This is a genomic window from Erythrobacter sp. W302b, assembly GCF_046452395.1.
Lineage (GTDB): Bacteria > Pseudomonadota > Alphaproteobacteria > Sphingomonadales > Sphingomonadaceae > Erythrobacter.
In genome coordinates this window covers 886,932-900,838 of the sequence record NZ_JBKFDH010000001.1, presented here as the reverse complement: position 1 = coordinate 900,838, position 13,907 = coordinate 886,932, and the positions used below count along the sequence as shown (strand labels likewise).

Sequence of the window (13,907 nt, the reverse complement as noted above, 5' to 3'; positions counted from 1 at the left end):
CCCGGCCCCTCCCTCAAGGGAGAGGCGCAGGTCACCCCTACGGTGAGGACGGCGCATTTCCCCGCGCCTCAGTAGCGGGTTTCGTAGGTGACGCGGATCACCCGTTCACCCTCGGCCGGGATGGGGACGGTGAAGCGGCGTTGGTCGGCATTCAACTGTTCGCCCAAGATGTCTTCGGAGGTGATGCGGTAGTCGTAGGCCCACCAGCTGCGGGCAAGGCCGGTCTGGGTCAGCTGCACCTCGACGGGCACGTCCTTGGCGTTGGTGAGGGTGTAGCGCATGGTGGTGCGGTAAAAGGTCTTGGGCACCTCGACGGTAAGCTCGCGGGTGACTTTGCCATCTTCGACCACGCGGTAGCGCGCGTTCTTTTCCCACTCGTCGGCAGTGATGATCTCGCGCTTTTCGACCTCGGCCTTGACCGTGATGTCGAAGGCTTCGCCCGTCACCAGCGAAAGATCGCTGCCCATCGGGGTGTGGGAGATCGCCTTTTCGCCGATGAACTGCGGCGTGCCTTCGCTGTCGCGCTGGTAGAAGCGCACGGTGCCCGCCGGGAGCGCATCGCCGAGACCCTGATCGCGCGAAGTGGAAAAAGCGATGCGGCTTTCGACGTTCTCCGGCTGCTCGTCATTCTGCTGCCAATAGACGCTGTGTGCGTAGATCTTGCGTGCGGCCACTCCCTGCACGTCGAGGAAGCTGACCTGCTTGGTCTGCGCATTGGCGACCGTGGTGCGGCCGCTGATCGGGTAGAGGTAGAAATCGCCCAAACGCTCGCGGCTGGCCGCTTCGGTTCCGGCGCGGGTCATCCCCCGGTCCCCATAGCCGCGCCCGCCGCCCGGCATCTCGGCGCCGCCCATCGCCGGGGTGCCTGCGACCAGCACGGCATCGGCCTGATGGAAGGTGGTGCCGGTCTGGTTGGTCAGCGTCACCCAGCCCTGCATGTCGATCGTGCCGCCCTTCTCGTTGTAGAGCGCGACATAGTCGGCGCTCCAGCCGAGACCGTTGGTGAGATAACGCAGCGCCACGGGCCGGGCACCAGCGCGGGTGCTGTCGAGATTGACCGAAAGCGTCGGGCGCGCGCGCAGATTGGGCGGCACGCGGTCGAAGATGACGCGCACCGGCAGGCCATCGTCGCGCAGCACCTCGATACGGTCACCGATCTGGAGCACGGTGCCGCCCGCGACCGACAGCACGGTGGCGCGCTCGCGGGTCTCGGTGCCCGTGGCGGGGTTGGTGCGCAGCAGGGTGACGGTCTGGCCGACGGCTTTCTCCATCAGCTTGGTCGGGGTGAGCAGGTCGTAATCGAAATTCTGTTCGATGATCGTGGTGTTGGCCGCCGCAAAGCTCAGCGTCTGGGGCTGGATCTGGGCCGAGACGTCGGGGAACTCCACCCGGCTCCTGCCCTGGGCAATCGGGAGCTGGCGCACATCCTGAACGAGCGCGATGTTGTTGTTGTAGATCGTCAGCGCGACCTCGCCCTGCGCCGATTCGGCGCGCGCGCTGTCGTCCGTCGACTGCGCCGCCGCGCCTGCCGCCAGCAAAGCCGCTGCCGACACGCTGCACACTGCGCTGAATGCCCGGTCCATCATCTCGTCCCTCCTGCCTCTGACACTCAGGATGAACGACTTGGACGCTTTATCCAAGGTGAACGGCGCGCTTTCCCGGCAATATGGGGGACCCGGGCGCGGATCAAGCCTCGGTCGCTTGCGCCGCCCGCGCTTCGCGCAGCACTGCACCGACCTTGTCGCCGATCGCAGCGACGCTGAAGGGCTTGGCGATGAAGTGCATGTCGGGAATGTCGATGTCGCGGCGGAGCTGCTCCTCGGCATAGCCGGACATGAACAGCACCGGCATGTGGGGCAGCTTGGCGCGGATCGCGCGAACCATCGCCGGGCCGTCCATCCCGGGCATCACCACGTCCGAGACGACAATGTCGAATGTCGCTGCACCCTCGGTGATCGCGGCGAGGCCTTCTTCGCCATTGGCGCAAGCCGTGACGTCATAGCCTGCCCGCGCCAGCGCCCGTTCGGCGACAATGCGGACCATATCCTCGTCCTCGACCAGCAGCACCTTGCCGCCCGCCGACCAGTCGGACGAAACCAGCTCCTGCACCGGGCGCTTCCGCGGCATTTCGCCGCGGTGGACCGGGAAATAGACCGTGAAGCGCGCGCCGGTGGGGTGGCCGCTCTTGTCGGTGATGTTGTCGGCAAAGATGAAACCGCCCGACTGCTTGACGATCCCGTACGCGGTCGACAGGCCGAGGCCCGTGCCCTTGCCCTGTTCCTTGGTGGTGAAGAACGGCTCGAACAGCTTGGGCAGCACGTGCGACGGGATGCCGCCGCCGGTGTCCTGCACGATCAGCACGGTATAATCCGCCGCGGGCAGCACTTCCGATCCCAGCTGCACCACCTGCTTGGCCTGCAAGGTCCGGGTATAGAGCGAAATCCGTCCCTGCCCGTTCCCCCGCGACTGGATCGCATCGCGGGCGTTCACCGCGAGGTTCATGATCACCTGTTCCAGCTGCTGCGGATCGGCGCGCACCGGGCCGAGGTTGCGGTCATGCTGGACGTAATAGGTGATCTTCTCGCCCAGCAACCGCTTGATCAGCGGGCTGACCTCACTCACCACATCGGGCAGCTGGATGATCTCGGGCCGCAGCGTCTGCTGGCGCGAGAAGGCGAGCAATTGCCGGGTCAGCGCGGCGGCGCGGTTGGAATTGGCGCGGATCTGTTGGATATCGTCATAGTCGCTGTCGCCCGGAATATGGCGCAGCAACATCAGATCGCAGGTGCCGATAATCGCGGTCAGCACGTTGTTGAAATCATGCGCGACCCCGCCCGCGAGCTGGCCGACGGCCTGCATCTTCGTGGCTTGCGCAACCTGCCGCCGCAACTGGTTTTCCTGAGACGTATCGGCAAGGCTCAGCAGCACCGCCGCCTCGCCCAACCCGCGCACACCTGCCAGGCCGAGCGAGACCGGCTCTTCGGGACTGCCCACCAGCCGCACGGTGACATCGCCACTGGTCGCAGGCCCGCGCCCGTGACGGCGCACGGCATCGGACAGCGCGGCCTTGTCTTCGCGCACCACCAGATCGGTGGGGAATTGCGGCAGGCCCCGCCCTTCGCGCGCGACCGAGCGCAGGAACGCCTCGTTGCCGAACAGGAAGCGCCCGTCACGGTCGGTCATCGCCAGACCCAGCGGCAATTGCGCCAGCAGCGCATCAAGCTGGGCAACGCCCGCTTGCGAGGCCCCGTCCCAGCCCGAACCGATGCCGACGCCGCTATCGATCAGCAGCATCAGCGACGTCGCTTCGTCCGGCCCGGCGGCGGTGACGCGCTCCTCGGGATCGACAAGCGGCACATCGACCAGCGTCTGCGGCGTACCGCCCCGCCCTTCGCGGGCGAAGAAGATGCGGTCCCGCTCGTCCGAACGCAGGAAGCTGACGAAGTCCTGCCCCACCAGGGTCGCGCGGTCATCGCCCGCCGCCCGCTCGGCAAAACCGGAGCTGACGGCGCGAATCACGCCGTCGGCGGTGGTGATCGCCGTCTCGATCCCGGCGCGGCTCAGCATCTTGCCGAATGGCCCCGCCAGATCGAGCAGGCCGAGGCTGTCCGTCCGCGTGCGGGCCAGCGGGCGCAGCCGCCAGATCAGGTGATCATCCCCGCGTCCGGCACGGGTGGCGGCAATCTGCCAGCGCGTCTCGTCCTGCGCCTCAAGCGTTTCGATCGACGCCGAACCGTCGCGCCACGCATTGCGGGCGAGCAGCGTCACCGCCTCCTGCCCCGCACGCCCGAACGGCAGCGCAGGGGGGGCGGCATTGGCACCGAAGCTGTCGAGGAAAAACATGTTGGCACACACCAGACGATTGGCGCGGTCGGTGATCGCGATCGCCTCCCCGTCGCGCTCGATCGCGGCGACGGTGACGCTCCAGTCGGGGGCCCCGATGCTTTCGCTGGCCGGTGCGCCGCGCATCCGGTCGAGCAGCACCACGCCGCCCAGCATCACGCCCGCCGCCAGGACAAAGGCCAGCGCCACAATGCCGCTGCCGGTAGCGAAGAACAGCACGGCCGCGCTGGCCACCACCGCTCCGCCGAGCGCCATCAGCAGCGTTGCCGGAGGTGCGTCGTTAGGCCCTGCTGCGTCGTTCGCAGCGGGCACAGCATTCGAATCATGGCCAAGGCGGCGGGACAAGCGGGCAGGCTCCTGTGGCTCAGGGATTGCGGGAAGCGCGGAAGGCAGCTTCCTACTGCGTGCCGAGCCGCTGGTCGAGCCGTCCCACCATCGCCTTCAACCGTCTGGCGCGCTTGCGGGACACTACAGCGCGCCACACCCAGACCGAAATGAAATAGCCGATGACCGGCGTGACCAGCGCGAGCACCACACACCCCAGCAGCGTTGCCGCCCCGACCTCGTAGATCAGCATCAGCACGGCCCAGGTTCCGTCATCCGCCGTGGCACTCGCCAGACTGGCGCTGGCGGCATCGAAGCGCAGGAAGAACTCGCCGATCCGGTTGGCGACCACCATCCAGAAGGGCAGCGTGAAGGGATTGGTGATGAACGTGACCAAGGCCGCGAGCGGCACGTTGGCGCGCGACGGCAGCGCCAGAAAGGCAGCAAGGAAGATTTGCCCAATGGGAACAATGAAGGCCGCAAACAGACCGAGCGCCACACCGCGCGGCACCGAGCGGCGGGTAAAGCGCCACAATTCGGGCGAAAGGAAACGGTGTGCAATCGGCGCCAAATACTTGTTCGCCGCCATGCCCTCTCGGGTGGGCGTGTTCTTGCGTATGACATCCATCGCCCAGGTCTTGGAGCGGAAAGTGATGCTCTTTTTGCGAGGCGGCGGGATGCTCATGCGCGCGCGCCTTCCCGACGCGCAAGCAGGCGTGAGGCGGCGACAATGTCGCGGGAGGCAGGCCGGAAGCGCATCGTGGATACGGATATGGGTAGCATAGCCTTGGTGACCAGTAGGTGAATCCGGCCCTGGCGCGGATTTTTTCGCCGGCCGCGATTTACCCGCGATCCCGCATCAACCGGGCCTTGTCACGCTTCCAGTCGCGCTCCTTGGTGCTGGCGCGCTTGTCGTGGGTCTGCTTGCCCTTGGCGAGCGCCAGTTCGACCTTCGCCCGGCCGGTGCGGTTGAAGTAGATCGACAGCGGCACCAGCGTCATGCCCTTGCGCTCAACCGCGCCGACGAATTTCTGGATCTCGCGTTCGTGCAGCAGCAGTTTGCGCGGGCGGCGCGGTTCGTGATTGAGCCGGTTGCCGTGGCTGTATTCGGGGATGTTGGCGTTGACCAGCCAGACCTGTCCGTCCTTCACCTCGGCGTAGGATTCGGCGATGCTTGCTTCGCCCGCCCGGAGCGCCTTGACCTCGGTACCCTGCAAGGCCAGCCCGGCTTCGAACTTGTCCTCGATATAGTAGTCATACCGCGCACGGCGGTTTTCGGCGACGATCTTGAGCTTGTCGAAGGTAACGGGTTTGGGGCGTGCCATGGGACGGGCGATGTAGGAGCGTGGGACACAAAAAGCGAGGGCCTTTGCGCTGCGCACCCATGCGGGGTATCGCTTGGTGCACGCAGCACGGGGGCCTGGCCGCATGAACAGTCCTGAACCATTCATCATCGCCGGGGACAGCATCGCGCCCGGCACCATGCGCGATGTCGCCTTCCCGATCACCACCATGGCGACCGGCACCGCATCCTCGCTGGCGGTGCGGGTGCTGCACGGCGCAAGGCCCGGTCCGGCGGTGTTCGTGAGCGCCGCGATTCACGGGGACGAGATCATCGGCACTGCGGTGATCCAGCGGCTGGCCCAAACGCTCGATCCGGCGGTGTTGGCAGGCACGGTGATGCTGGTGCCGGTCGCCAATATCTTCGGCTTCATCACCCATTCGCGCTACCTGCCCGACCGGCGCGACCTCAATCGCAGCTTTCCGGGGAGCGCGGGCGGATCGCTGGCGGGGCAGCTGGCGCATGTGTTCTACCGCGAGGTGGTGGCGCGCTGCCAGCTCGGGATCGACATCCATTCGGCCGCGATCCACCGTTACAACTTGCCCCAGATCCGCATCGCGGCGGGCGACCGCAAGCTGGTGGAACTGGCAATGGCCTTTGGCGCACCGGTGATTATCGAAAGCCCGCTACGCGACGGGTCGTTACGCGATCTCGCTCAGAAGCACGGGGTCGACATGCTGCTGATGGAAGCGGGCGAGGCGCTGCGGTTCGACCGGCTGTCGATCGAGACCGGCGTCGAAGGGGTCGAGCGGGTGCTGGCGCATCTCGGCATGATCGAGGCCGATGACGGCCTCAGCGCGGTCGGCATCCCCGCCCGCGCCAACCGCTCGGTCTGGGTACGCTCCCCGCGCGGCGGCGTGGTGCAGATGGTGCGCGAATCCGGCGCTCCGGTGCGGAAGGGCGATGTGCTCGCCTGCGTGTCGGGCCTGTTCGGTGAGGAGCCGCAAGAGATGATCAGCCCCCTCGACGGCATCATCATCGGCCATGCCACCCTGCCCGTGGTGCATCAGGGCGACGCGCTGTTCCACATCGCCGCCATCGACCATCCCGAGCGGGTCGGGGCCCAGATCGACACGATCACCGAGGCGATCCTGGCGAGCGAGCCGCAGGGCCATGCCGAACGCCTGCTGGATGAGGACGAGGTGGTTTAATCCGTAGAACCGCTCGTCCTGAGCTTGTCGAAGGACCGTCCTTCCCCTTAGACTGATGCGCCAACGCCAAGAAAGTGCAGCCCTTCGACAGGCTCAGGGCGAACGGGAGTAAGTTCTAACCCTCCAGCACCCCGGCCAGCACCAGCGCCTCGTCTACCGCCTTCTTCGCCTCGTCCGAGCATTCCACCAGCGGCAAGCGCACTTCCGGCTCGATCCAGCCATGCACGCGGCTCAGCGCATATTTCACCGGCGCGGGGCTGGCGTCGGAGAACATCGCGTAATGCAGCGGGAACAGGCGGTCGTTGAGCTGGCGCGCCTTCTTCAACTCGTTCGCCGCAATCGCCTCGTGGAACTCGGCGCACAGCTTGGGCGCGACATTCGCCGTCACCGAGATGCACCCGCGCCCACCCGCTGCGGCATGGGGCAGCCACAGCTCGTCATTGCCCGAAAGCTGGCAGAACTCGCGCCCGATGCCCATGCGGTGATCGGCGACGCGGCTGAGATCGCCGCTGGCGTCCTTGATGGCGATGATCCGGTCGGGATACTTGCGCACCAGCTCCACCACCGTTTCATCAAGCAGGTCGGTCACCGTCCGCGCAGGCACATTGTAGAGCACGATCGGCAGGTCGCAGTTTTCCGCCAGATAGCTGAAATGCGCCACCAGCCCGCGCTGGCTCGGGCGGTTGTAATAGGGGGCGACGCAGAGACCCGCCGCTGCGCCCGCCTTCTTGGCGAAGTTCATGTGCAGCTGCGCGTTGCGGGTGTCGTTCGACCCGCAGCCGGCGATCACCGGGACGCGGCCCGCGGCCTGCTCGATACAGACCTCGATCACGCGGTGATGTTCGGCGTTGGAGAGGGTCGAGGCCTCCCCCGTCGTCCCGCAGGGCACCAGCGCGGCGCTGCTGTTTTCGATCTGCCAGTCGACCAGCCGCCGGAAGGCTGTCTCGTCAAACGTCCCGCCGCGGAAAGGAGTCACCAGAGCGGGTATCGAACCGCTGAACATTGCCTTTGTCCTGCCTTCATCGCTAGATATCAGTCGACACGGGCATCCCCCCGCCCGCTTTCGTTCACCGCCTGATAAGGAGCCGATTGGCACTATGTCCAGCATGGTCCGTTATTCTTTGTTCGCGTCACGGATTTATGCTGCACTCGGGCTGACGCTGGCGGGTTTTGCCGCGCTGCCTGCCACGGCGCAGAGTCTTTCGGGGAGCGACAACCTCGTCGCCCGTCAACCGGCTGCGATCGACGCGGCGGTGGCGCGGTGGGAGGTGCTGCAAGCCAGCCGCACCCACACCTTCGCCGACTATGCGGGCTTTGTGCTCGCCTATCCCACCTTCCCGCGCGCTGACATCCTGCGCCTGCGGGCTGAGGCTGCGCTGGAGAACGAGGCCCCGCCGCAGGCAGAACTGCTGCGCTATTTCGATGCGAACCCGCCGCTGACCAATTCCGGTCGCTCGCGTTATGCGCTGGCGCTGGCTGCGGTGCAGCACCCCAAGGCCGTGGAGGAAGCACGCCGTGCCTGGCGCGGCGGTGCGATGAGCGATCCGGTCGAGCTGTATATTGCAGGGCTCTATGGCGCGCAGTTCACACCCGAGGATCACGCGGTGCGGATGGATGCACTGCTGTGGCAGGGCAAGGGCGATGCGGCCTCGCGCCAATTGGTCAATCTGTCTGAGCCCGACCGGCAGCTGGCGATGGCCCGTCTGGCGCTGGTGCGCGGTGCGCGGCCCGAAATGTCGGGCCTCGCCGTCCCCGCGGGGGCGGAAGCCGATCCGGGCTACACCTTCAATCTGGTCAAGTTCCTGCGCTCCACCGGTCAGTCGGGTGAAGCCGCACGGGCCTTCACCAACCGTCCGGCGTTCAACCGCCCCGCCCTCGATCCCGAGGCTTTCGTGGGTGAGCTGCTCTCGCTCGCCAAGGCAACCGGCGCGCGCGATGCGGCGATGATCGCGGCCCGCACCGATGATCTGTTCGCGCCCGGCACCGATGTCTCGCTGATGAGCTTCACCTTGCGCGATCGCTACACCGATCTGATGTGGCTCGGCGGCACGCGCGCGCTGTGGGATATGGGCGACGGCACCACCGCTGCACCGTTGTTCCAACGCTATGGTGACGCGGCCAAGACCCCGCTGACCAAGGCCAAGGGCTATTTCTGGGCGGGACGCGCCGCGCGTCAGGCAGGCAATGGCGCGGATGCGGCGCGCTATTTCGAAATGGCCGCGCGCTGGCCGGATTATTACTACGGCCAGCTCGCTTTGTCCGAGCTCGGAAGGTCGATGCCGTCGTTTGCGAGTCTGCCCCAGCCTGCGATAGACCCCAGCGTCCGCGCCGAGTTCGAGAGCCGCCCGCTGGTCAAGGCGATCCGCGCGCTCGCCGTCAGCCGCCGCGACTGGCGCACCGAGCGGCGCTTCTTCGAAGCCTTGGGTGACGAGGCCGACACGCCGACCGAAATGCTGATGGCCGCAATGCTCGCCAACGAGGTTGGGCTGGACGAGATGGCAGTCGTGCTCGGCATGAAGGCGGGCGAGAACGGACTTTCGGGGCTTGAGCGGATTGGCTTCCCGGTGGTCGCGACGCCGCCTGCGGTCAACGACTGGGTGATGGTGCACGCCATTGCGCGGCAGGAAAGCGAGTTTGACCGCACGCGCGAAAGCCATGCCGGGGCGCGTGGGATCATGCAGCTGATGCCGGGAACCGCGCGCGAACAGGCGGGCAAGCTCGGGATGCAATATCTCTCCGCTGATCTGACCGGCGCTCCGCAATACAATATCACGCTGGGCGATGCCTATTTCGCGCGGATGATGAGCTATTATGGCGGGGCCTATCCGCTGGCGGTGGGCGCTTACAATGCCGGGCCCGGGCGCGTGAACGAATGGCTGCGCAAAAACGGTGACCCGCGCCGGGGCGAGATCGATTGGGTGACGTGGGTCGAGAAGATCCCGGCCAATTTCGAAACACGCTATTACATCATGCGCGTGATCGGCAATGCGGTGACCTATTCGCACATGTACCCGGATCGGGCCGGACTGCCGCGCCCGGTCAACACCTTCCTGCGCTGAGCCTGCCCGTGAAGCCGCAGGGGCAGCCCATCACGCCTGCGGGGATGGCGGCGTTGAAGGCGCGATACGACCAGCTGCTCGAAACCGACCGTCCGGCGATCGTCGAGATCGTCAGCTGGGCGGCGGGCAATGGCGACCGCTCGGAGAACGGCGACTATCTCTATGGCCGCAAGAAAATGCGCGAGATCGACCGCGAGCTCGCCCATTTGGCGCGGCGGATGAAGGCGCTGCGCGTGGTCGATCCCACCGCGCAGATCGACCGCAGCCGGGTGTTCTTCGGCGCGCAGGTCACTATCGCGGACGAGGACGACAATCACCACACCGTCCATCTGGTCGGCGATGATGAGCAGGACGCGGGCGCAGGGCGGATCGGCTGGAACTCCCCCCTCGCGCGGGCGCTGCGCGGTGCGAGCGTCGGGGATTTGCGCGTGGTCAGCCTTCCCTCAGGCTCGAAAGAGTGGGAAGTGCTGGCCATCCGCTATGACTAGGTTCGCGCTTCTCGCCCTGTTGCTTCTTGCCGCGCCTCTGGCCGCACGCGAGAGCCTTGGCGTCTATGACGGGTGGGCGGCGTTCAAGGATGCGAAGCCCTTGCGCTGCTATGCGATTGCCAAGGCGCAGGGCAAGCCGCCCGCGCCCGCCTATGCCACGGTCTCCAACTGGCCGGATCGCAAGGTGCGCGGAGCGGTGCATCTTGTCCTGTCGCGCGATGTCGCAGACCGGAAGGCGGTGCGGCTTACCATCGGTGACAAGCGCTTCGATCTGGTCGCCAAGGGCCGCAATGCCTGGGCGGCGGATGCCCGCGCGGATGCGGCCATTGTCGCCGCGATGCGCTCCGCCAGCCGGATGAGCGTGTCGGGCGGCGGCTTTACCGACCGCTACATCCTCGCAGGTGCCGCGACCGCTATTGATGCGGCGACCGTGGGGTGTGCCAAGCGATAGCCCTCGTCCCCGCCCCGGACTTGATCCAGGGTCCAGCTGCTTGCCGCACAGTGAGCGGGGTCCCGGATCACGTCCGGGACGGGGGATAGTCAAATCTCTCCAACCCCACTATATGCCCCCAACCCATGTCCGACACCGCACTCATGTCCATTCCGGGCCTCGTTGACCCGGTCCCCGCCGCGCGCGACATCACGCCGCGCGCCGATGGCCGCGTCGACCTGATCGGCCTGCCTCGCCCGCGCATCCGCGAGATCTTCGAGGAGGCGGGGCTCGATGCCAAGCAGGCCAAGCTGCGCGCCAAGCAGGTGTTCCACTGGCTCTACCACCGCGGCGTCATCGATTTCGAGGCGATGACCGACATCGCCAAGCCGATGCGCCCGTGGCTGGCCGAACGTTTCGTGATCGGCCGCCCCGACGTGGTCGAGGCCCAGCACTCGGTCGACGGCACCCGCAAGTGGCTGCTGCGCACCGCCGACGGCCACGATTTCGAGATGGTCTTCATCCCCGACGAGACGCGCGGCACCCTGTGCGTCTCCTCGCAGGTCGGCTGCACCCTCACCTGTTCCTTCTGCCACACCGGCACGATGAAGCTCGTCCGCAACCTCACCCCCGGCGAGATCGTCGGGCAGGTGATGCTCGCCCGCGACGCGCTCGGCGAATGGCCGCGCGGCTCCATGGCCAGCGACGCCGACGCCATCGACGAGGATGATGAGGCGGGCCACTACACCGCCGATGGCCGCCTGCTCACCAACATCGTGATGATGGGCATGGGCGAGCCGCTCTACAATTTCGACCATGTGCGCGATGCGCTCAAGCTGGTGATGGACGGCGACGGCCTCGCCCTCTCCAAGCGGCGCATCACCCTGTCCACCAGCGGGGTCATCCCGATGATGGAGCGCTGCGGCGAGGAGATCGGGGTGAACCTTGCGGTGAGCCTCCACGGCGTGCGCAAGGAGGTGCGCGACGAGCTGGTGCCCTTGAACAAGAAGTACGGGATCGAAGACCTGCTTCAGGCCTGCGCCGACTATCCCGGCGCGTCGAACGCGCGGCGCATCACCTTCGAATATGTGATGATCAAGGACAAGAACGACAGCGACGATGACGCGCGCGAGCTTGTCCGGTTGCTCAGGGAATACAACCTGCCCGCCAAGGTCAACCTTATCCCGTTCAACCCTTGGCCCGGCGCCGGTTACGAAACCTCAACGCCCGATCGCATCCGCAGCTTCTCGCAAATCGTGTTCGAGGGCGGCTTCTCCGCCCCCGTTCGCACCCCGCGCGGGCGCGACATCGATGCGGCCTGCGGCCAGCTGAAGACCGCCGCCGAAAAGAAGAGCCGCGCCCAGCGCGACCGCGAAGCCGCCGCTGCTGCTGCTGCGGAACAAGCTTGAGCGCCGATCCCGACACCATTGCCTTCTATCAGGCGCGCGCGCCGCATTATGTGCTGAAGTTCGGGCAGGCGCACAGTTACCAGCTCGATGCTTTCCTTGACCGCCTGCCTGCGGGCGGAGACGTGCTGGAACTGGGCTGCGGCGGCGGCCAGGATGCCGCGCGGATCGCGGCACGCGGCTTTGCGGTCGATGCCACCGATGGCACTCCGGCGATGGTCGCCAAGGCGAACGAGCGCTGGAATGTCGGAGCGCGGGTGATGGCCTTCGATGAACTTGAAGCCGAAGCGGCCTATGATGGCGTCTGGGCCCATGCCAGCCTGCTCCATTGCCCGCGCACCGCCCTGCCCGACGTGCTCGCCCGCATCCACCGCGCTTTGCGTCCCGGCGGGTGGCACTTCGCCAGCTACAAGCTGGGCACCGCAGAGGGGCGCGACGCGCTTGGCCGCTTCTACAACTTCCCCGATGCCACGTGGCTTGCCGCCCAATATGAAGCACTGGCGGGGTGGGAGATTGCCGAGACCCTCCACTACACGGCCGGGGGATTCGACAATGTCGAGCGCGACTGGATCGACCTTATCGTGAGAAAGCCATGAAGCATTTCGTCGAAGCCGTCTGCACCGGCACCGCCCGCCCGTTCAACGGCGCCGAGCTCAGCGCCATTGCCAAACGACCCCGCGAAGGCCTGGTGCAGGTGCTGGAAGAAGGCCTCGCGCCTGACGAGCAGGCCGACCGCACCGTGCACGGCGGGCCGGAGATGGCGCTGCACCTCTACCCGCTGGACCACCACGCCTGGTGGCGCGGGATCATCGGCGACCATCCGGCGCTGGACGAGCCCGGCGGGTTCGGCTCGAATCTCGCCGTCTCCGGCCTGACAGAAGACATGGTGCATATCGGCGACCGCTTCCGCCTTGGCACCGCACTGATCGAGATCAGCCAGCCGCGCCAGCCGTGCTGGAAGATCGAGCACCGCTTCGGTCACAAGGGCATGGTCGCGCAGATCGTTACCTCCGGGCGCTGCGGCTGGTATTTCCGCGTGATCGAGACCGGAGCGGTCGCGGCGGGCGATTCGCTTGAGCGCGTCGCCATCGGCGCGGCGGACTGGAGCGTTGCGCGGGTGTTTCGGGCGCTGGTGGCAGGCAAGGCGACTGCAGAAGACCTGGCGCAGCTGGCCGATCTCGACCCGCTCACGCCGCGCCTGCGCGCCAAAGCCGCGGCCCGGCGCGGTTGAGCCACGGTTCATCTCAAAGCACCCTCAGCTGAACAAATCTGGCGGTTTCCTGAAAGCCGCGTTCATCCTGCGTTCGAGTAATCTGAACGAAAAGGGGGTCGCTCCATCGGGGAGCCGCCACAAGGATGAATGATATGAAAAACCTTGCCCTGCTCGCCGCCGCTGCCGGTTCGATGGCAGTCTTTGCCGCCCCTGCGCAGGCAGCCGAACTGCCCGCAGCGCCCGCGCCGATTTTCGCCAACTTCAATAACAGTGCGGCGCCCTTCACCAGCGTCGCCGCTTATGGCGACCGCGACGACTGGCGTGACCGCCGCGACCGTCGTCACTATCGTGACCGTGGTCGCGACTGGGACGACCGTGGCCGCCGCCTCTCGCGCAATGACCGCATCTGGCGCGGAAATGATGGCCGCTACTACTGCAAGCGCGACAACGGCACGACCGGTCTCGTGATTGGCGCAGTCGGCGGGGCCCTGCTGGGCCGCACAGTCGACACCCGCGGTGACCGTACCCTTGGCACCGTGCTCGGCGGTCTCGCCGGGGGTCTGCTGGGCCGCGAAATCGATCGCGGCGAAGCACGCTGCCGCTAAGTGACACTCTCTAACGGGCTGAACGCCGCTGGTCCCACCGCCAGCG

The 13,907-nt window shown here is 66.7% G+C and carries 13 protein-coding genes; 8 read left to right on the top strand and 5 right to left on the bottom strand.

Annotated elements, in window-relative coordinates; translation table 11 throughout:
* Positions 1–68 precede the first annotated feature (68 nt).
* From ACLBKT_RS04390 to smpB, 4 genes are all read right to left on the bottom strand, one after another.
* Complete coding sequence (locus tag ACLBKT_RS04390) at positions 69–1,586, bottom strand: DUF4139 domain-containing protein (protein WP_410181739.1); 1,518 nt, start codon at positions 1,584–1,586, stop codon at positions 69–71.
* Positions 1,587–1,686: 100 nt separating this feature from the next.
* Positions 1,687–4,098 (bottom strand): response regulator, encoded by a 2,412-nt coding sequence (locus ACLBKT_RS04385; protein WP_410183645.1) that lies wholly within the window; start codon positions 4,096–4,098, stop codon positions 1,687–1,689.
* A gap of 142 nt (positions 4,099–4,240) precedes the next feature.
* On the bottom strand, positions 4,241–4,795 hold the full coding sequence (locus ACLBKT_RS04380) for a DUF2062 domain-containing protein (protein ID WP_410183644.1): 555 nt from the start codon (positions 4,793–4,795) through the stop codon (positions 4,241–4,243).
* A gap of 214 nt (positions 4,796–5,009) precedes the next feature.
* Positions 5,010–5,492: an SsrA-binding protein SmpB gene (smpB, locus tag ACLBKT_RS04375; protein WP_410181738.1), complete on the bottom strand. Its 483-nt coding sequence runs from the start codon at positions 5,490–5,492 to the stop codon at positions 5,010–5,012.
* A gap of 103 nt (positions 5,493–5,595) precedes the next feature.
* Here smpB and ACLBKT_RS04370 point away from each other — a divergent pair, with 103 nt between their 5' ends.
* Positions 5,596–6,660, top strand: coding sequence for a succinylglutamate desuccinylase/aspartoacylase family protein (locus tag ACLBKT_RS04370; RefSeq protein WP_410181737.1), 1,065 nt, complete (start codon positions 5,596–5,598; stop codon positions 6,658–6,660).
* 115 nt (positions 6,661–6,775) lie between these two features.
* Here ACLBKT_RS04370 and dapA read toward each other — a convergent pair whose 3' ends face one another.
* Complete coding sequence (dapA, locus tag ACLBKT_RS04365; RefSeq protein WP_410181736.1) at positions 6,776–7,663, bottom strand: 4-hydroxy-tetrahydrodipicolinate synthase; 888 nt, start codon at positions 7,661–7,663, stop codon at positions 6,776–6,778.
* A gap of 103 nt (positions 7,664–7,766) precedes the next feature.
* Here dapA and ACLBKT_RS04360 point away from each other — a divergent pair, with 103 nt between their 5' ends.
* The 7 genes from ACLBKT_RS04360 (at position 7,767) to ACLBKT_RS04330 (ending at position 13,861) form a co-directional block, all read left to right on the top strand.
* Positions 7,767–9,719, top strand: a complete 1,953-nt coding sequence (locus tag ACLBKT_RS04360; protein ID WP_410181735.1) for a transglycosylase SLT domain-containing protein — start codon at positions 7,767–7,769, stop codon at positions 9,717–9,719.
* 8 nt (positions 9,720–9,727) lie between these two features.
* The gene (greB, locus tag ACLBKT_RS04355; RefSeq protein ID WP_410181734.1) at positions 9,728–10,207 is read left to right on the top strand and encodes a transcription elongation factor GreB; all 480 of its coding nucleotides are present in this window, start codon (positions 9,728–9,730) and stop codon (positions 10,205–10,207) included.
* Positions 10,200–10,658: a hypothetical protein gene (locus ACLBKT_RS04350; protein WP_410181733.1), complete on the top strand. Its 459-nt coding sequence runs from the start codon at positions 10,200–10,202 to the stop codon at positions 10,656–10,658. The genes greB and ACLBKT_RS04350 overlap by 8 nt, the downstream gene beginning before the upstream one ends.
* Positions 10,659–10,783: 125 nt before the next feature.
* Positions 10,784–12,046, top strand: a complete 1,263-nt coding sequence (gene rlmN / locus ACLBKT_RS04345) for a 23S rRNA (adenine(2503)-C(2))-methyltransferase RlmN (protein ID WP_410181732.1) — start codon at positions 10,784–10,786, stop codon at positions 12,044–12,046.
* The gene (locus tag ACLBKT_RS04340; RefSeq protein WP_410181731.1) at positions 12,043–12,639 is read left to right on the top strand and encodes a class I SAM-dependent methyltransferase; all 597 of its coding nucleotides are present in this window, start codon (positions 12,043–12,045) and stop codon (positions 12,637–12,639) included. Before rlmN ends, ACLBKT_RS04340 begins: the two co-directional genes overlap by 4 nt.
* A complete protein-coding gene (locus tag ACLBKT_RS04335; RefSeq protein WP_410181730.1) occupies positions 12,636–13,274 on the top strand; it encodes an MOSC domain-containing protein in 639 nt (212 codons plus the stop codon). The genes ACLBKT_RS04340 and ACLBKT_RS04335 overlap by 4 nt, the downstream gene beginning before the upstream one ends.
* Positions 13,275–13,408: 134 nt before the next feature.
* Positions 13,409–13,861, top strand: coding sequence for a glycine zipper 2TM domain-containing protein (locus tag ACLBKT_RS04330; RefSeq protein WP_410181729.1), 453 nt, complete (start codon positions 13,409–13,411; stop codon positions 13,859–13,861).
* Positions 13,862–13,907: the final 46 nt, after the last annotated feature.